An 18544-nucleotide genomic window follows, 5' to 3' on the forward strand; every position below is an offset into this window, starting at 1 on the left:
CAAGCCTGGGGGCGAGCTCAGTAACACCGCGGAGCCGGCTTCGCCGGGCCGCAGGTGTTGCCCCCGGCAGGGGGTGGGCGGCTACACGAAGTGAGCAAGCCTGGGGGCGAGCTCAGTAACACCGCGGAGCCGACTTCGCCGGGCCGCAGGTGTTGCCCCCGGCAGGGGGTGGGCGGCTACACGAAGTGAGCAAGCCTGGGGGCGAGTTCAGAGTTTCGGAATGCGTAGCTTCTGGCCGGGATAGATCTTGTCCGGATGGCTCAGCATCGGCTTGTTGGCCTCGAAGATCGCGTTGTACTTGTTGGCGTCGCCGTAGTACTTCTTGGAGATGGCCGAGAGCGTGTCGCCGCGCACCACGTCGTGATACTGCGCGGGCTCTGCTGCCGGTGCGACCAGGTTGTTGTCGACCTGCGTGACGTTGGCGACGTTGCCTGCCGCGAGCGAGGCTTTCTCGCTGGCTTCCTGCGAAGGCGCGTTGCCTGACAGCGTGACCACGCCGCTGGTCGCGACGTATTCCACCGCGAGGTTCGTGAGGCCGAGGTTCTGGGTCTCGATGTAGGTCTTGATGGCGTCTGCGGCCACCTTGTTCGCATCAGGTTCCGCTGCGTGTGCGGTGGAACCGCCGAACAGTTTCTCGCCCGCTTCCTTGATGAAACTTAGCAAACCCATGGTTACTCCTTGAATGATTTTGGAAGGGCCACTTTAACCGCGGAAGATGACGGTCCTTGCCGGACGGCGGCCCGCATATGCAAGCGGCCGTAAGCACAACTCGCAATAATGCCGCGCATGGCATTCCTCGCGATCGACATCGGTAACACCCGTCTCAAGTGGTCCCTCTACGATGTGGCGCGGCCGGGCGCTGCGTTGCTCGCGCACGGGGCCGAGTTCCTGGACCACATCGAGCGGCTCGCAGAAGGGCCTTGGGCCGACCTGCCAGCGCCGACGTCGATGCTCGGCTGCGTGGTGGCGGGCGACGCCGTGCGGCGGCGCGCCGAAGAGCAGTTGGTCGAGCGCTTCGACTGCTCGCCGCGATGGGTGGTGTCCAGCCTGGCGGAAGCCGGCATCGTCAATGGCTACGACCATCCGACGCGCCTGGGCGCCGATCGCTGGGTCGCGATGATCGGCGCGCGCCACCGCATGCTCACCCAGGGGCCCGCTCGCCCCATGGTGGTGGTGATGATCGGGACCGCCGTCACGGTGGAGGCTGTCGACACCAACGGAAGGTTTCTTGGCGGATTCATCCTGCCGGGCCACGGGATCATGCTGCGGGCGCTGGAATCCGGCACGGCAGGCCTGCACGTGCCGACGGGCGACGTGCGCGAGTTTCCGACGAATACCAGCGATGCCCTGACCAGCGGCGGCACCTATGCGATTGCCGGCGCGGTCGAGCGCATGGTTCAGCACGTGCGCGCGCATTGCGGCGCCGAGCCGGCGTGCTACATGACCGGCGGGGCAGGGTGGAAGATGGCGCCGAGCATGAATGGCGATTTCGAACTCGTGGACGGGCTGATCATGGACGGCCTGCTCGTGATTGCCGAAGAGCGCATGCTTCCCGGCTGATCGGCATCACGCCGTTGCGGAGAGGCCGTCCACCGCCTGGAACATCGCCTGCCGCGCCTGGCTGATGATCTGTCCGCGCCAGGCATCGCTGTCCGTGTAGAACGCCTCCAGCATTCGTGCGCGAATCGATGCCGCCAATGCCTCCGGCGCCTCGGGATGCTGGTGCAGCCAGTGGTCCGCGCGCAGCGCACCCATCACCTCCATGACGGGCACGGTTCCGTATTCCAGCGCAATGCCGGTGTATTCGGCCCGCGGGCACTCTTCATACACCGAATTCCACATCAGTCCGGTGAGGAAAGCGGACGTCGAAGAGCCGTCGTAGATGGACGTCACTGGCGCAGCCGGCGTGCCCCACCACGCGTTGGCCCGCGCGTAGGCCGCCTTGTCGTCCTTGCACGAAAAGATGCGTTCGCCGATCCCGTTCGGGCCCAGTCCCGTGTGCAGGTCGATCCAAGCGAGCTGGCGCGCGGATTGCGCCTGCGTGCGCAGCACGTCGCGCAGCGTCTTGTTGCTCCATGTCGGCGCGTTGCCGCCAAAGAAGAGTCCATCCTCGAACTGGTACTGCCCGCGCGTCACAGCCGCCTGAAAGGCGACCGCGCCGTGCTGCTCGATCCAGGAGCCAATGGCCGCCTGGTTCTCCGCGGTGGGCGGCCATTCGGCCGGCAGCAACAGGGCATGCAGGCTGGCGTAGGGCTCGTTGACGGGCAAGGGCTCGTCGAAATCGAAGAAGTTGCGGTTGAGATCGACGTTCTCGTGCGTCACGCGACGTCCATGTGAAAAGCCGTGAGGATTCAGCGCGTGCACATACAGGACCGCGACGCCCTGGTCGCGCGCCTTGTCGCGCCATTCGTCGTCGTGCAGGGCAAAGACCTGCACGCCGCTGCCGCAATAGCCTTCGACGCCGTGGCAGGCGCTGGTCAAGATCAGCAGGCGCTCTGCATCGGGGTTGCCGTCCAGGGCGACGTCCATCGCCAGTTCCTCGCCATCACGCCCTTTCAGGGGATGGACATGCGAGCGAACGGCGAGGCCGGTGCTCGCGCAGGCCCGCAGGAACTTCTGCCGCGCAAGCAGATAGCGGGACGAGAAAGCCTCGCCGACGCCGATCATGCCGCGGCCTTTTCCGGACCCTTCGGGCCGTTCGAGCCATTCGGCGTGTCGAGAAACTGCTCGGCCAGTTGCACCCAGCAGGTCGCGCCCAAGGGGATCAGGTCGTCGTTGAAGTCGTAGCTTGCGTTGTGCAACATGCACGGGCCGCCTCCGTGGTGCAGATCGCGGTGGCTGCCGTCGCCGTTGCCGATGAAGGCGTAGGCGCCCGGCTTGGCCAGCAGCATGAAGGCGAAGTCCTCGGCCGTCATGGCGGGCTCCTGCACCAGCACGTTGTCCTCGCCGACGATGCCCGCCATCACGCGGCGCGCGAAATTCGCTTCGTCGGCGGTGTTGATGGTCGGCGGGTAGTTGCGGTGGAAGTGGAAGTCGCACTCCGCGTCGTGGGCGGCGCTCACGTGCTCGGCGATCTTCTTCATGCGCGCCTCGATCAGGTCGAGCACTTCGAGCGTGAAGGTGCGCACCGTGCCCTTGAGCTCGCAGCTGTCGGGGATCACGTTGTTGGCCTCGCCCGCATGGATCATGGTGACCGAGATCACGCCGGCATCGGTCGGCTTCTTGTTGCGCGTGATGATGGTCTGGAAGGCCTGCACCATCTCACACGCCACGGGCACCGGATCGATGCCCGTGTGCGGCAGCGCAGCATGGCCGCCCTTGCCGCGGATCGTGATGGTGAACTCGTTGCTCGACGCCATGGCCGGGCCGGGGCTGACCGCGAACTGGCCGGCCTTCATGCCGGGCCAGTTGTGCATGCCGAAGACGGCGTCCATCGGGAACTGTTCGAACAGCCCTTCCTTGACCATCTCGCGCGCACCGCCCCCGCCTTCCTCGGCAGGCTGGAAGATCAGGTAGACCGTGCCGTCGAAATTGCGGTGCTTCGCCAGATGCTGCGCCGCCGCGAGCAGCATGGCCGTGTGGCCGTCGTGGCCGCAGGCGTGCATCTTGCCGTGGTGCTTGCTCGCGTGCGCGAAGGTGTTGAGCTCGGTGACGGGCAGCGCATCCATGTCGGCGCGCAGGCCGACGGCGCGGCTGCTGGTGCCGTTCCTGACGATGCCGACGACACCGGTGGTGCCCAGCCCCCGGTGGATCGGGATGCCCCATTCCGTGAGCTTGGCCGCCACCACGTCGGCGGTGCGGACTTCCTGGAAGCAGAGTTCGGGATGGGCGTGCAGATCGCGTCGAACTGCGGCGATGCCGGCCGCCTGGGTGACGAGGGAATCGATGAGTTTCATGGGCAAGAGTCTAGGCTTTGCGGGGAGTGCCCGCAAAGATCGTGCCCTGCGAGTTTGCCGCATTGGCGACGCTGGCGCGTCATCGCGAACTTCCCGGACAATGCCCCGCATGTCCCATGTGCTTTCCCCCCGCAGCCTCGAACTCGCGCAGACGCTCGTGCGCATGAACACCGTGAGCGCCCACAGCAACCTGGAGCTGATCGACTTCGCCCGCGACCACCTGGCCGGGCTCGGCGTGCGAAGCCGGCTCACCTACAACGCCGACAAGACCAAGGCCAATCTCTTCGCCACGCTGGGTGCCGGCAAGAAGGCGGGCGTGATCGTCTCGGGCCATACCGACACGGTGCCGTGGGACGGGCAGGAGTGGAGCGTCGATCCGCTCTCGGCGATCGTGCAGGACTGGCCGCAGGACGATGCAGATGCCGAAGTCGCCCATGTCGAGCCCAGGCTCTACGGCCGGGGGGCGGCCGACATGAAGAGCTTCATCGCGCTGGCGCTGGCCAATGCGGAGCGCTTCATCGAAAGCGATTCGCCTTTCGCGGTGCACTTTGCCTTCAGCTACGACGAGGAAGTCGGCTGTTTCGGCGTGCGGGAACTGATTGCCGACATGAAGGACCAGGGCATCAAGCCGCTGGCCTGCATCATTGGCGAGCCGACGCTCATGGTGCCGGCGATCGCGCACAAGGGGGTCTACCGCTACAAGTGCTGCGTGCGCGGCAAGGAGGCGCATTCGTCGCTCACGCCGCAATCGGTCAATGCGATCGAGATGGCGGCACGCGTGGTCGGCAAGCTGCGCGACATGGCCGAGGGATTCGAACGCGACGAACCGCGCTATGCGGGGTTCGACGTGCCCTTCAGCACGGCCAGCGTGGGCCAGTTCCACGGCGGCATCGCAGACAACGTGGTGCCTCGCGATGCGGAGTTCCGCTACGAATTCCGCAACCTTCCCACGGCAGATGCCGCGCAGATGCAGAAAGAGGTCACGAGCTACGCGAGTCGCACGGAGGCCGCGATGAAGAAGATCGCACCGGATGCCGGCTTCAGCTTCGAGACCATCTGCGAGATCCCGAGCTTCCTGAGCTCCGAGAACGAGCCAGTGACGCGGCTGGCACAGCGACTGGCCGGGGAGCCGCGCACCACGCTGGTTGCCTTCGGCACCGAGGCGGGGCTCTTCAAGAATGCCGGCATCCCGACCGTGGTGTGCGGCCCCGGGAGCATCACGCAGGCGCACCAGCCGGATGAGTACGTCACGCTCGCGCAACTGGCGCGCTGCGAGGAGTTCCTTCAAGGCTTGGCGAAGACGAAGGAAATCCGCTGAAAAGGATTGCACTGGGCCTGTTGTGCGCCGCAGCGCTGCTCTACGCGGTGGCGACGGCGCTCGAACCCAGGCATGCCGGGTGGGGTTACGTCGCTGCTTTCGCGGAGGCGGCCATGGTCGGCGCGATTGCCGACTGGTTTGCCGTCGTGGCGCTGTTCCGCCATCCGTTGGGGCTGCCGATACCGCACACGGCGATCATTCCGGCCAACAAGGACCGGATCGGGGCCAAGCTCGCCGGTTTCATCTGCAACAACTTCCTGAGCACGCCGCAAGTGCTGGCCAAGCTGGAGCAGGTCGACCCGGCCGGCAGGCTCGCGGATTGGCTCTCGCGCCCTGACCGCGCGGAGAAACTCGGGGAGCATCTGGTGGCCGCGGTCCGCTACGGGCTGAGCGCCTTCGACGACACGCGGGTCCGCGACTTCCTCGGGCGCATGGCGACGGCGGGGCTGGAACAGGTCGACGTGTCGCGCCTCGCCGGCCAGGCCCTCGACGCCCTGACGGCGGGCGGCCGGCACCAGGCCTTGCTCGACGACGTGCTGGTGCAGGTGGCTGGCGTGGTCGAGGGCGACGAGGTGCAGGAACGCATTACCGAGGCGATCGCGCGCGAGGTCAAGGCGCTGCGCTACGTGGGGCTGGACCAGGTCGCCGCCAAGCTCGCGACCCGCAAGATCATTGCCGCGGTGGCGCGCACGATCAGTGACATGGCGGCCGAGCCCGCGCATCCCCTGCGGCTGCGCTTCGACACCTTCATGGCCGGATTCGTCGACCGCCTCAAGACCGACCCCGAGTTCCAGCGGCGTGGCGAGGCCATCCGCGCGGACCTGCAGGCGCACCCGGCGCTGGGCGACTACCTGCACGGTCTCTGGAGCGAGATGCTCGAATGGCTGCACGATGACCTGGCGAAGAGCGATTCGAGCATTCGCCAGCGCATCGTCGCGATGGCCGGCGCCATGGGTGCACGGCTGCGGGCCGACCAGGCCATGCGGCGCTGGATCAACGAGCAGATCGTCGACGCCGCGCCGCGCGCGATCGAACGCTATCGAGAGGACATCCGCCGCTACATCGTCGAGCGGGTCGCGGAATGGAATGCCGACGAAATGACCCGCGAGCTGGAACTGAACATCGGGAGGGATTTGCAGTTCATCCGGGTGAACGGGACGCTGGTGGGCGGGTTGGTCGGCCTGGCGATCCATGCCGCCACGCAGGTCTGGAAGGGGTAGCCGCGGAAGGCCGCACCGACGCCAGCCGGCGTGATGGACGCAGCGGATAATCCCGCGATGCGAATCCGCTTCACCAAGATGCAAGGCGCCGGCAACGACTTCGTCGTGCTGGACGAAACCCGCGGCACGCTCGGCCTGGGCACGGCGCAATACCGTTTCCTGGCCGACCGCCACTTCGGCGTGGGCGCCGACCAGATCCTCACCGTGCGGCCCTCGCCGGGCGAAGGCATCGACTTCCAGTACGTGATCCACAACGCCGACGGCGGCGAGGTCGAGCAGTGCGGCAACGGCGCACGCTGCTTCATGCGCTTCGTGCGCGAGCAAGGGCTGACACCCAAGGACACGGTGCGCGTGCAGACCCTCTCCGGCGTGATCGAACCGCGCATGGGCGCCGACGGCCGCGTGACGGTCGACATGGGCGCGCCCATCTTCGAGCCCGCCCGCGTGCCCTTCGACACCGCCGGCCTCGATCCTCAGCCCGAAGGTGCGTGGGAGAAATGGCACCTGGCCATGGGCACCCGCGCGGGCACCGCCATCGTCTCGGTGGCCGTCCTGTCGATGGGCAATCCGCACGCCGTGCAGATCGTCGACGACGTCGACACCGCGCCGGTCGCAACCCAGGGCCCGCTGATCGAGCACCATCCGCGCTTTCCGCAGCGGGTCAACGCCGGCTTCATGCAGGTGGTCGACCGCTCGCATGTGCGCCTGCGGGTCTTCGAGCGCGGCGCCGGCGAAACGCTGGCCTGCGGCACCGGCGCCTGCGCCGCCGTGGTGGCGGGCATCCGGCTCGGCCTGCTCGATCCGCGGGTCGACGTCCAGACGCGCGGCGGCCTTCTCACCATCGAATGGGCCGGCGACGGCGCGCCGGTGCTGATGACCGGCCCCGCCGTCACTGTGTTCGAAGGCGACATCGAGGTGCCGGACCAGCCATGAATCATTACAACCAGAACGCCATGAACCCCATCACCGAAGACGATATCGCCAACTACCTGTCGAACACGCCGGACTTCTTCGAGCGCCACGCGCAGTTGCTGGCGCAGGTGCAACTCACCAGCCCGCACGGCAACCGCGCCGTGAGCCTGCAGGAACGCCAGGCCGAAATGCTCCGCGAGAAGATAAAAGCGCTGGAGCACCGCGTGATGGACATGGTGCGCCACGGCACCGAAAACGTGGTCACGGCCGACCGACTGCAGCGCTGGACGCGCGGACTGTTGACCACGCGCGATCCGCGCGGACTGCCGACCCAGATTGCATCCCAGTTGCAGTCGCTGTTCCTCGTTCCGCAGACCGCAATCAAGATCTGGGACTGCGACAGCGCCTATCTGGACGAGTCCTATGCCCAATGGGTCAGCGACGACGTGAAGACCCTCGCAACGTCGTTGACGGCCCCCTATTGCGGCTTGAACGCCGGCTTCGAGGCGGCCAACTGGCTGGCCGAGCCGCACGCCGCGGTGTCGATCGCCTTGATCCCGCTGCGGCAGGAAGCCGACGCGCCAGCTTTCGGCCTGCTCGTGCTCGCGTCGCCCGACGCCCAGCGCTTCAATCCCGAGATGGGCACCGACTTCCTGGAGCGCATCGCCGAACTCGCCTCGGGCGCTCTTTCGCGGCTACGGTCTTGAGCCCCGCGGTCCGGCGCTCGCTGATCGGCGCACTGCTGGTCCTGCTGCTGGGCTACGCAGCCATCCACGCCATGATCTGGCGACATGGGCTGCGGCTTCTCGACCATCCGCCGCAGCGCGCTGCCGATGCGGCCTTGATCCTGGGCAACCGGGCGTACCGCGACGGCAAGCCCAACCCCTGCCTGACCGGCCGCGTCGACGCCGGCATCGCCCTGGCGAACGCGGGCCGCGCGCGGGCCCTCGTGTTGAGTGGCGGCATCGACAGCGAAGACGGCCGCATCGAGGCCGAAGTCATGGAGCGCCACGCACGCGAGTCGGGCTACACCGGCCCGTTGATCCTCGAACCGGTGTCCTCCTCGACACGCGAGAACCTCTCGATGTCGCGCGCCGTGCTGAAGGCCGCGGGCGCGAAGAGCGTGATCATCGTCACGGAGCCCTATCACCTGTGGCGTGCCGAGCGGCTGGCGCGCGCGTCGGGCTTCGACCAGGCCTTCGACGTTCAGTACGCCGCCGCGCCGACCTCATGCTGGCAGCGGTGGGGCATGGCTTTCAAGGGCGCATTGCGCGAGCCTCTGGCCATCGCGAACAATGCGGCCAATGGATACTTCTAGTACGCCCCCGGGTTTGCCCGCTTCGTGTGGCCGCCTACCCCCTGGCTGGGGGCAATACCGGCGGACCGGCGGAGCCGGCTCCACGGTATTTCTGGAAGGAGAGGGCGCGTGAGCTTGGAGTTGATCGACCGGTATCTGGAGCACGTTCGGGTGGAGCGGCGGCTTGCCCCTCGCACGGTCGAGCTTTATTCCTTCCATCTGAAGACGCTGGCTGAGAAGGCGACGGCTGCCGGGCTGGCGCTCGACAGGGTGCAGACTGCGCACATCCGCCGCTGGATGGCGCAGCTGCACAGTGCCGGGCGAGAGTCGCGCGGCATCGCGCTGGTGCTGTCGTGCTGGCGCAGCTTCTACCGCTGGCTCGGCAACGAAGGGCTGGTGGTCGCGAACCCGGTGCGGGACGTTCATGCGCCCAAGGCCGCCCGGCCGCTGCCGAAGGCGCTGGCGGTCGACGAGGCCGTGCAGTTGGCCGACCTTCACGACGCCGAGGCCGACCCCTGGGCCGAGGCTCGGGATCGGGCGATCGTCGAGCTGCTCTACGGCTGCGGCCTGCGGGTCGGCGAGTTGACGGGGCTGGACGCGCGTGCCAGTACCACGGCGCGTGGCTGGGTCGACCTGGATGCCGGCGAAGCCAATGTGCTGGGCAAGGGCAGCAAGCGCCGAATCGTGCCGCTGGGTGCAAAGGCGGCCGAGGCTCTGCGCGCCTGGCTCGCGGTGCGCGACGACTGTCCGGCGCTCGATACCGCGCGGCTGCGCGAGCCGGAGAGCGCAGCGGCGCTCTTCATCGGCCGCAACGGCACGCGCTTCTCGGCGCATTCGGTGTGGACCCGGTTGCGGAGACGCAGCCTCAAGGCCGGACTGAACGCTCCCGTGCATCCGCACATGCTGCGCCATTCGTTCGCGAGCCACGTGCTGCAGTCCAGCAGCGACCTGCGCGCGGTGCAGGAACTGCTGGGCCACGCCAACATTTCGACCACGCAGGTCTACACGCGGCTGGATTTCCAGCATCTCGCCAAGGCCTATGACGCCGCGCATCCGCGCGCTCAGGCACGCGACGAGGGTGCGCCGATCGCCGAGACCCTCCGCAAGAACAAGAGCAAGCCCCCATGAAGAATCTTCGCCTCCGGTCCGGCAAGGAGCGCTCGCTGTTGCGGCGCCACCCGTGGATCTTCGAATCCGCGATTGCGAAGGGCGGAGGCGATGCGGGCGAAACGGTGCGTGTCGAATCCGCCGAGGGCGAGTTTCTCGCCTGGGCTGCCTTCAGCCCGCACTCCAAGATCCGCGCCAGGGCGTGGAGCTTCGATGAAAAACAGCGCATCGATGCTGCATTCCTGGCGGCGCGGGTCAAGAGCGCGGTCGAGGCGCGCGGCCTGTTCGATCTGCAGAGCGACGGCGTGCGCCTGATCCATGGCGAAGCGGATGGCTTGCCCGGCCTGATCGTCGATCGCTATGGCGACACGTTGGCGGCACAGTTTCTTTCGGCCGGCGCCGAACGCTGGAAAGCCGTGCTGGCCGATGCGTTGCTGGCGGCGACCGGGCTTGGGAAGCTCTATGAGCGATCCGATGCAAGCGGCCGGGAGCGCGAAGGCCTGAAGCCCGTCACGGGCTGGTTGCGCGGCAACGGCCCGACCGAAATCACCATCCGCGAACACGACTGGCGCTTGACGCTCGACGTCGCGACGGGCCACAAGACCGGTTTCTACCTCGATCAGCGCGACAGCCGCCACCGTTTTGCCGAACTGGCCGCGCATCGCCGCTTCCGGCGCGTGCTGAACTGCTTCTGCTACACGGGCGGCTTCACCGTCGCCGCGCTGGCCGGGCTGAAGGCGGCGGGCGCGGTCGACGGCGCGGAGATGATTTCCATCGATTCATCGCTGCCGGCCCTGGAACGTGCCCGTGCCCACGTGGCACTCAACGGTTTCGAGGGCGCGCGTACGGAATTCCTCGATGCCGACGTCAATGCCACCTTGCGCCGCTTCGTCGAGGAGGGCCGCACCTTCGACGCCATCGTGCTCGATCCGCCGAAGTTCGCTCCCACCGTGGCGCATGCCGAGCGCGCCGCGCGGGCCTACAAGGACCTGAACCGGCAGGCGTTCAAACTGCTGTCGCCAGGTGGGCATCTGCTCACTTTCTCGTGCTCCGGCGGCATCGGCGCCGACCTCTTCCACAAGATCGTGGCCTCGGCAGGCATCGATGCGGGGGTCGACGGCTACATCACCGAGCGCCTTGGCGCTTCGCCCGACCATCCCATGACCATCGAGTTTCCGGAGGGCGAGTACTTGAAAGGCCTCGTCGTGGTGCGCAAATAGCGTTTGACCTTGCCGAAGCGTGGCCGCGGCGCCATCGCTAAACTTTCCGCCTTTCCCCGAATCCTGATCTCCGGAGCACTCCATGGCCCTCATTCCCGCCACCATCCTCACCGGCTTCCTCGGCTCCGGCAAGACGACCCTCCTCAAGCGCATCCTGAGCGAGGCGCACGGCCAGAAGATTGCCGTGATCGAGAACGAATTCGGCGAGGAGAACATCGACAACGACATCCTCGTCACCGAGTCGAAGGAGCAGATCGTCCAGATGAGCAACGGTTGCATCTGTTGCACGATCCGCGAGGACCTGCGCGAGGCGCTGCAATTGCTGGCCGCCAAGAAGCGCAAGGGCCTTCTCGACTTCGACCGTGTCGTGATCGAGACCACCGGCCTGGCCGACCCGGGCCCCGTCGCGCAGACCTTCTTCATGGACGACGAGATCGCCGAAAGCTACCTGCTGGACTCGATCCTGACGCTGGTGGACGCCAAGCATGCGCCCCAGCAACTCAACGACCGCCAGGAAGCGCGTCGCCAGGTCGGCTTTGCCGACCAGATCTTCATCAGCAAGAGCGACCTGGTCGCGACCGAGGAAACCGAGGCGCTGATCCATCGCCTGAAGCACATGAATCCGCGCGCCCCGCAGCAGAAGGTGCATTTCGGCGAGGTGCCGCTCAAGGATGTGTTCGACCTGCGCGGCTTCAACCTCAATGCCAAGCTCGACATCGACCCGGACTTCCTGAAGGAAGAAGACGAGCACGACCATGACCACGTGCATGGCGAGGATTGCGACCACCCTTCGCACGCGCAAGAAGGTCATGGGCATCACCACCACCATGACGACGACGTCAAGAGCTTCGTGTACCGCGCTGACCGTGCCTTCGATCCGGCCCGCCTCGAGGATTTCCTGGGCGCGATCGTCAATATCTACGGTCCTCGCATGCTGCGCTACAAGGGCGTCCTGCACATGCAGGGAACAGAGCGCAAGGTGATTTTCCAGGGCGTGCACCAGCTCATGGGCAGCGATCTGGGCCCCGCCTGGGCACCCGACGAAAAGCGCAACAGCCGCATGGTGTTCATCGGAATCGACCTGCCGCGCGAGATCCTGGAGCAGGGTCTCGACCAGTGTCTCGTCTGATTCCCCGAGTGGCTTGAGTTCTCTATACAATCGCGCGCCTGTTGCGGAGGCCTGCCCCGTTCTTCTTTAAGGACGAAGTGTGACTTACGCCATAGGACTGTGTGCGTTTCTGGGCCGAATTCGGGGGTATAACCCCGGGGTTCGCCATCGGCGAGCACCCTGACAACATGGGCTCCGCGGCGCCGACTGGCGACGTGGATTCCATGGGGAAGACACCCATTGAATGTGCGTTCGAGTTCGTCGAAGGAGCCAGTCACTGTGAAGAAGCCTGCCGCCAAAGCCAAGCCCGCGCCGAAACCGGCCGTCAAGAAGACGTCGGTTGCCAAGCAGGCTGTGCCCGCGGCGAAGAAGGTTTCCGCTGCAAAGCCCGTCAAGCCCGCTGCGCCAACGAAGGTCCCTGCTCCAGGCAAGGCCAAGGTGGCGACCGCGAGCGCTTCGTCATCCACACCGGCCGGCCCCCATGCCGCGCCACCTGCACCATCGACTCCCATGAAAAAAACGGCTGCCGCCTCTTCTTCCACCACGGCGACACCTCCCACGACCGCCAGCACCACCGCGCCTGCACCCGCACGCGGTGGACGCGTGTCGCGGCTGTCGCAGTTGACCGTGCCGTCCATGCCGCAATCGGTGGCTTCCACCGCGGCCAAATCCAGCTTCGTGCAGATCACCTCGAATGCGCTGGTGCCTCCGCCGCCGGTCGCGGTCAAGAAGGACCCGAAGCTCGCCAACAACTGGAAGGCCAAATCGGCTGAAGAGCTGACCGATGCCGAAGTGATCGCGATGCCGGATTCGGAGTACATGAACGACAAGCAGATGGCGTTCTTCCGCCTGAAGCTGCAGGAACTCAAGCGCGGCATCCTCGAGAACGCCGGCGAGACGACCGAGCATCTGCGTGAGGACACCGTGGTCGTGCCCGATCCGGCCGACCGCGCCACCATCGAGGAAGAGCACGCGCTCGAACTGCGCACGCGCGACCGCGAACGCAAGCTGCTGAAGAAGATCGAGCAGTCGATCCAGCGCATCGACGCCGGCGACTACGGCTACTGCGACGAAACCGGCGAGCCCATCGGCGTCGGCCGCCTGCTGGCCCGCCCGACCGCCACGCTGTCACTGGAAGCCCAGCAGCGCCGCGAGTTGAAACAGAAGATGTTCGGAGATTGATCCCGGCATCGACACCAAGGGCTGAAGGGAGACACTGAGCATGGCCAAGGAAGAAACCGGTCGCTTGCTGTCCAAAGTGGCGAAGTTCGTGCGCAATCCGCTCAAGGATTGGTCCGAGCTCGACGCCGACGACTCGTCGACCCTCGAAAACGGCTACAGCCGTGAAATGCTCAAGGAAATGATCGAGCGGCGGCAGCGCAACGACTTCGTGCGCCGCCGCGAGTTCGACATGCTGCGCAAGCTGCGTCAGCGCGAGGCGGCGGGTGGTCCTGCCGCGACGCCATCCTCCTTCAACGTCAGCAGCACCTCCGGCAAGACCGAGGGGCGGGCGCTCACGCTCAAGAAGATCGACGAGATCGAGGAGCAGATGTCGCAGCAATGGTGGAAGGCGCGCGGCGCCCGCAGCGAGGGGGACGCCGAGGGCGCACCGGCCGAGGGCGGGCACATGGCCGCGCAGCACGCGCGTGCTTATGCCGACACAGTGCCCGGCGTGCCGCAGGGCGGCGTCCCGGGACAGGGCCAGCTACCGGCGCACGACGGGTCCGTCGAGGAAGCGTCGATCCGCTTTGCCCATGGCGATGACGCCGGTGCCGAAGCCATCCTGCTCCAGGCGCTCGCACCGGACAGCCCGACCAACGAACACGACGACACGTGGCGCACCTTGCTCGACCTGTACTGCGCGACCGGTGACGCCGAGAAGTTCGTCGCCGCCAGCACGCGATATGCGCAGCGCATGAAGCGCGCGGCGCCCGAATGGGTTTCGTTCCGCGCCCTGGCGAACACGGTCCGCGCATCGGTCGCTGCCCAGGTCCGGCCCGCCGATCCTCCGGCGGCGGGTGACGCTGACTGGTCGAGCCCACCGCGCCTCACCCGCGAGGGATTGATGGGCCTCACGCGCGCGCTCGGCGCCGCTGGCCCTTCCTGGAAACTCGACTGGAGCGCCCTCCAAGCCATCGAGGGCGATGCGGCCGGCCCGTTGCGTGCCCTGTTCACGCATTGGGCGGATTCGACCGTCCAGCTGCGCTTTGCCGCGGCGGACCAGTTGCTGCTGGTCCTGGCCGAAGCCACGCCGGCCAACGACCGCAGCGTCGATGCCGTCTGGTGGCAACTGCACATGGCGGCGTTGCGCGTGATGCACCGTGCCGACGAGTTCGAACTGCTGGCGCTTAACTACTGCATCACCTACGAGGTGTCGCCGCCGCCCTGGGAAGACCCCAAGGGCGATTACGCCACGCTCGATGCCCCCGGCAGAGCCAGGCCGGCCGCCCCGAGCTTTTCGCTCTCGGCCAGCCGTGATGAACCCGAACCGGTACCCGTCATCGGCGCCGGCCAGGCCGTGCTCGCAGGCGATCTGATCGGCGAAGCGCTGTCGACCTGGCAGCGCCTTGATGAAGAGCTGACCGGCGAAACGACGCCGACCGTTTCCTGCGCGGCCCTCGTCCGAGTCGATTTCGCCGCTGGAGGATCGCTCCTGAACTGGGTCACCGCTCACCACGCGCGCGGCCACGCCCTCCAGTTCGTCGACGCGCACCGCCTGATCGCGGCCTTCTTCAACGTGGTCGGCATTGCCGACCACGCCACCGTCAAGATCAGAGAGTAGCGCCCATGGCACGGCCACCTCGTGTGGCCGCGCGGCTTCCGCTGTCCTGCGGCTGTTCGGAATTCTCACCAGGAATACTGCGGAACCGGCTTCGCCGGCCCGCCGGAATTGCCCCCGGCGGGGGGTGCGGCCACGCGAAGTGGGCAGCCTGGGGGCGAGATAATGCCCCATGGAACAATTTCACGGAACCACCATCATCAGCGTGCGCCGCAAGACCGCCGCTGGTGCCGACCAGGTGGCCATCGGCGGCGATGGCCAGGTCACCCTTGGCAACATCGTCATCAAGGGCAGTGCGCGCAAGGTGCGCCGCCTCTATCACGGCAAGGTGCTCGCCGGCTTTGCGGGCGCAACGGCCGACGCATTCACGCTGTTCGAACGCTTCGAGGCCAAGCTCGAAAAGCATCAGGGCCATCTGGCGCGCGCCGCCATCGAACTCACCAAGGACTGGCGCACCGACCGCGTCCTGCGCCGCCTCGAGGCCATGCTGGCCGTGGCTGACGCGACCACCTCGCTGATCATCACCGGCAACGGTGACGTGCTGGAGCCCGAGAACGGCATCATCGCGATCGGCTCCGGCGGTGCCTATGCGCAGGCCGCCGCCAAGGCGCTGGTCGACCATACGGAGATGCCCGCCGACCAGATCGTCAAGAAGGCGCTGGAAATCGCGGGCGAGCTCTGCATTTACACCAACATGCATCACACCATTGAAACCCTGTGAGACGGATCGAGTGAACCCATGTCCATGACTCCCCAGGAAATCGTCTCCGAGCTCGACCGCCACATCGTCGGCCAGCCGGACGCCAAGCGCGCCGTTGCCATCGCGCTGCGCAATCGCTGGCGCCGCCAGCAGGTCGAGGAAAAGCTGCGTGCCGAGATCACGCCCAAGAACATCCTCATGATCGGCCCCACCGGCGTGGGCAAGACCGAGATCGCTCGCCGCCTGGCGCGCCTGGCCGACGCGCCCTTCATCAAGGTCGAGGCGACCAAGTTCACCGAGGTGGGCTATGTCGGCAAGGACGTCGATTCGATCGTCCGCGACCTGGCCGAGATTGCCGTCAAGCAGACGCGCGAGGCCGAAAGCGCCAAGGTCCGCATGCGGGCTGAAGACGGCGCCGAGGAACGCATCCTCGACGTATTGCTGCCTCCGGCGCGCACGGTCGATGGCACGGCGACCGACAGCAGCAACAGCACGCGGCAGGCCTTCCGCAAGAAGCTGCGCCAGCACGAACTCGACGACAAGGAGATCGAGATCGATCTCGCCGACACGCGCACGCCGCTCGAGATCATGGGCCCGGCCGGCATGGAAGAAATGACCGAACAACTGCGCGGCATGTTCGGCCAGCTCGGACAGGGCAAGCGCAAGACGCGCAAGCTCAAGATCGCCGAGGCGATGCGCCTGCTGATCGACGAGGAAGCCGCCAAGCTGGTGAATGAGGACGAGATCCGCGCCCAGGCCATCCACAACGCCGAGCAGAACGGCATCGTCTTCATCGACGAGATCGACAAGGTCGCCACGCGCAGCGAAGCGCAGGGCGCCGACGTGTCGCGCCAGGGCGTCCAGCGCGACTTGCTGCCGCTGGTCGAAGGCACGGCCGTGAGCACGAAATACGGCGTGGTCCGCACCGACCACATCCTCTTCATCGCGAGTGGCGCTTTCCACCTGAGCAAGCCGAGCGACCTGATTCCCGAACTCCAGGGGCGCTTTCCGATCCGGGTCGAGCTGCAATCCCTGTCGGTCGCCGACTTCGAGAGCATCCTCACGCAAACGCAGGCATCGCTGGTCAAGCAGTACCAGGCATTGCTGGCCACGGAGGGCGTGACGCTGGAGTTCACGCCCGAGGGCATCACGCGGCTCGCGAGCATTGCCTTCGACGTCAACGAGCGCACCGAGAACATCGGCGCGCGCCGGTTGTCGACGGTCATGGAGCGCCTGCTCGACGAGGTGAGCTTCGGCGCCACCAAGCTGGGCGGCGAGGCAGTGCGCATCGATGCGGCCTACGTGGATGCGCGGCTCGCGGCACTAAGTCACGACGAAGACCTTTCACGATTCATCCTCTGATGTAGGTCCTTGCTTCAGTGGCGGTTCACGCATCACATTCATTGCGTGAGCTAAGTGCTTCATTTGCAACGGGATTCGGTTTTTGGCGGTTGCAAAAACACCGCTAAGTCCTTGATTCCATTACAAAAAATTCCCGCGACCTGCCGTTGCGCAGTAGACGTTTCCTGCTACAGTGCAAAAAAGTGCAGTTAAGTGGGAAAAAGTGTCGAGCAGTGCCTGTTTTGGGTACGCGACGCATCCCACCACCGGGGTCTCGTGTTCGTGTTTCAAGGCGCTTCATCGCTCAGTCTCGATGCCAAAGGTCGGCTCTCCGTGCCGACCCGGCATCGTGACGTCCTGAGCGCCACCGCAGGCGGCCAGCTCACGATCACCAAGCATCCCCACGGTTGCCTGATGGTGTTCCCCCGTCCCGAGTGGGAGAAATTTCGCGAGCGCATCGCGGCACTTCCAATGTCGGCACAGTGGTGGAAGCGCGTCTTTCTCGGCAACGCCATGGACGTCGAAATGGATGGCACCGGCCGCGTGCTCGTGTCGCCCGAACTGCGCACTGCCGCCGGTATCAGCCGCGACGCGCTGCTGCTCGGCATGGGCAACCATTTCGAGCTCTGGGACAAGGCCACCTACGACGCCAAGGAAGCAGAAGCCACCCAAGGCGAAATGCCTGATGTGTTCCAGGACTTTTCGTTCTGAGGCCCGACGTGGAACAGCCATGGATTCATACGACCGTCTTGTTGAACGAAGCGGTGGAAGCGCTCTTTCCCGAAGGCTCGGACGTCACCGGCACCTACGTGGATGCGACCTTCGGACGCGGCGGCCACAGCCGCGCGATCCTGGAAAGGCTGGGGCCTTCGGGCCGGCTGATTGCGTTCGACAAGGACGCGGAAGCGGTGGCCGAAGCAGCGCGCATCGAGGATGCGCGTTTTTCCATCCGCCACCAGGGATTCAAGGACCTGGGGGAATTGCCGCCAGCGAGTGTGTCAGGTCTCCTGATGGACCTCGGTGTCAGCTCTCCCCAGATCGACAACCCCGCACGGGGTTTTTCTTTTCGTTTCGACGGCCCGCTCGACATGCGCATGGACACCACGCGCGGCGAGAGCGTGGCCGAGTGGCTGGCGACGGCCGAAACACAGCAGATTGCGGAGGTGATTCGTGACTATGGCGAAGAACGGTTTGCTGTTCAGATTGCAAAGGCGATTGTTGCTCGCCGACAAGAACGGAGCCCAGTTTCAACCACCGCCGAGCTGGCCGAGCTCGTGGCTGGCACGGTCAAAACCCGCGAGCCGGGCCAGAACCCTGCAACGCGCACATTTCAGGCTCTTCGGATTTTCATCAACGCCGAGCTTGAAGAGCTGCAACAGGCGCTAGAAGCGAGTCTGTCCGTGTTGCAACCCCAAGGCCGTCTCGCTGTGATCAGCTTCCACTCGCTGGAAGATCGCATCGTGAAGCAGTTCATCGCGAAGCATTCGCGCGAGGTCTACGACCGCCGCGCGCCGTTTGCCGTGCCGAAAGCGATGAAACTGCGTGCCCTCGGGCGCATCAAGCCCTCGCAGGCCGAGGTGGATGGCAATCCGCGTTCGCGCAGCGCGATCCTGCGCGTGGCCGAGCGCACACCCGAGGTGGGTTGA

General features: G+C 66.2%; 18 protein-coding genes. 15 read left to right on the forward strand and 3 right to left on the reverse strand.

Features of this window, described 5'->3' with window-relative positions:
- Nucleotides 1-207: 207 nt before the first annotated feature.
- Nucleotides 208-669 (reverse strand): peptidoglycan-binding protein LysM, encoded by a 462-nt coding sequence (gene lysM / locus QTH97_RS09920; protein WP_286567972.1) that lies wholly within the window; start codon nucleotides 667-669, stop codon nucleotides 208-210.
- Between the two features lie 117 nt (nucleotides 670-786).
- Here lysM and QTH97_RS09925 point away from each other — a divergent pair, with 117 nt between their 5' ends.
- Nucleotides 787-1560: a type III pantothenate kinase gene (locus tag QTH97_RS09925; RefSeq protein WP_286567973.1), complete on the forward strand. Its 774-nt coding sequence runs from the start codon at nucleotides 787-789 to the stop codon at nucleotides 1558-1560.
- Between the two features lie 6 nt (nucleotides 1561-1566).
- Here the strand turns inward: QTH97_RS09925 and QTH97_RS09930 are convergent, their stop codons facing one another.
- Both QTH97_RS09930 and QTH97_RS09935 read right to left on the reverse strand, forming a co-directional pair.
- Nucleotides 1567-2667, reverse strand: a complete 1101-nt coding sequence (locus QTH97_RS09930) for a M14 family metallopeptidase (RefSeq protein WP_286567974.1) — start codon at nucleotides 2665-2667, stop codon at nucleotides 1567-1569.
- Complete coding sequence (locus QTH97_RS09935; protein WP_286567975.1) at nucleotides 2664-3896, reverse strand: M20 aminoacylase family protein; 1233 nt, start codon at nucleotides 3894-3896, stop codon at nucleotides 2664-2666. The genes QTH97_RS09930 and QTH97_RS09935 overlap by 4 nt, the downstream gene beginning before the upstream one ends.
- Before the next feature lie 109 nt (nucleotides 3897-4005).
- Here QTH97_RS09935 and argE point away from each other — a divergent pair, with 109 nt between their 5' ends.
- From argE to rsmH, 14 genes are all read left to right on the forward strand, one after another.
- A complete protein-coding gene (gene argE / locus QTH97_RS09940) occupies nucleotides 4006-5214 on the forward strand; it encodes an acetylornithine deacetylase (protein ID WP_286567976.1) in 1209 nt (402 codons plus the stop codon).
- A gap of 20 nt (nucleotides 5215-5234) precedes the next feature.
- A complete protein-coding gene (locus QTH97_RS09945; protein WP_286567977.1) occupies nucleotides 5235-6434 on the forward strand; it encodes a DUF445 domain-containing protein in 1200 nt (399 codons plus the stop codon).
- Nucleotides 6435-6491: 57 nt separating this feature from the next.
- On the forward strand, nucleotides 6492-7367 hold the full coding sequence (gene dapF / locus QTH97_RS09950) for a diaminopimelate epimerase (RefSeq protein WP_286567978.1): 876 nt from the start codon (nucleotides 6492-6494) through the stop codon (nucleotides 7365-7367).
- On the forward strand, nucleotides 7364-8053 hold the full coding sequence (locus tag QTH97_RS09955) for a DUF484 family protein (RefSeq protein WP_286567979.1): 690 nt from the start codon (nucleotides 7364-7366) through the stop codon (nucleotides 8051-8053). The genes dapF and QTH97_RS09955 overlap by 4 nt, the downstream gene beginning before the upstream one ends.
- Nucleotides 8050-8664: a YdcF family protein gene (locus QTH97_RS09960; RefSeq protein WP_286567980.1), complete on the forward strand. Its 615-nt coding sequence runs from the start codon at nucleotides 8050-8052 to the stop codon at nucleotides 8662-8664. Before QTH97_RS09955 ends, QTH97_RS09960 begins: the two co-directional genes overlap by 4 nt.
- A 108-nt stretch (nucleotides 8665-8772) precedes the next feature.
- The gene (locus QTH97_RS09965; protein WP_444813411.1) at nucleotides 8773-9771 is read left to right on the forward strand and encodes a tyrosine recombinase XerC; all 999 of its coding nucleotides are present in this window, start codon (nucleotides 8773-8775) and stop codon (nucleotides 9769-9771) included.
- Nucleotides 9768-10970 (forward strand): class I SAM-dependent rRNA methyltransferase, encoded by a 1203-nt coding sequence (locus QTH97_RS09970; protein WP_286567981.1) that lies wholly within the window; start codon nucleotides 9768-9770, stop codon nucleotides 10968-10970. The genes QTH97_RS09965 and QTH97_RS09970 overlap by 4 nt, the downstream gene beginning before the upstream one ends.
- An 82-nt stretch (nucleotides 10971-11052) precedes the next feature.
- Nucleotides 11053-12099 (forward strand): CobW family GTP-binding protein, encoded by a 1047-nt coding sequence (locus QTH97_RS09975; RefSeq protein WP_286567982.1) that lies wholly within the window; start codon nucleotides 11053-11055, stop codon nucleotides 12097-12099.
- Between the two features lie 489 nt (nucleotides 12100-12588).
- Nucleotides 12589-13260: an RNA polymerase-binding protein DksA gene (gene dksA / locus QTH97_RS09980; RefSeq protein ID WP_353655626.1), complete on the forward strand. Its 672-nt coding sequence runs from the start codon at nucleotides 12589-12591 to the stop codon at nucleotides 13258-13260.
- Nucleotides 13261-13300: 40 nt separating this feature from the next.
- Nucleotides 13301-14860 carry an STAS domain-containing protein gene (locus QTH97_RS09985; RefSeq protein ID WP_286567984.1) on the forward strand — a complete coding sequence of 520 codons (1560 nt, stop codon included), beginning with the start codon at nucleotides 13301-13303 and terminating at the stop codon, nucleotides 14858-14860.
- 169 nt (nucleotides 14861-15029) lie between these two features.
- Nucleotides 15030-15578, forward strand: a complete 549-nt coding sequence (gene hslV / locus QTH97_RS09990; RefSeq protein WP_286567985.1) for an ATP-dependent protease subunit HslV — start codon at nucleotides 15030-15032, stop codon at nucleotides 15576-15578.
- Nucleotides 15579-15596: 18 nt separating this feature from the next.
- The gene (gene hslU, locus QTH97_RS09995; protein ID WP_286567986.1) at nucleotides 15597-16919 is read left to right on the forward strand and encodes an ATP-dependent protease ATPase subunit HslU; all 1323 of its coding nucleotides are present in this window, start codon (nucleotides 15597-15599) and stop codon (nucleotides 16917-16919) included.
- Between the two features lie 261 nt (nucleotides 16920-17180).
- The gene (gene mraZ / locus QTH97_RS10000; protein WP_286568307.1) at nucleotides 17181-17609 is read left to right on the forward strand and encodes a division/cell wall cluster transcriptional repressor MraZ; all 429 of its coding nucleotides are present in this window, start codon (nucleotides 17181-17183) and stop codon (nucleotides 17607-17609) included.
- 8 nt (nucleotides 17610-17617) lie between these two features.
- Nucleotides 17618-18544, forward strand: a complete 927-nt coding sequence (gene rsmH / locus QTH97_RS10005; protein WP_286567987.1) for a 16S rRNA (cytosine(1402)-N(4))-methyltransferase RsmH — start codon at nucleotides 17618-17620, stop codon at nucleotides 18542-18544.

Origin of the sequence: Variovorax gracilis (assembly GCF_030317115.1) — a bacterium.
Lineage (GTDB): Bacteria > Pseudomonadota > Gammaproteobacteria > Burkholderiales > Burkholderiaceae_C > Variovorax > Variovorax gracilis.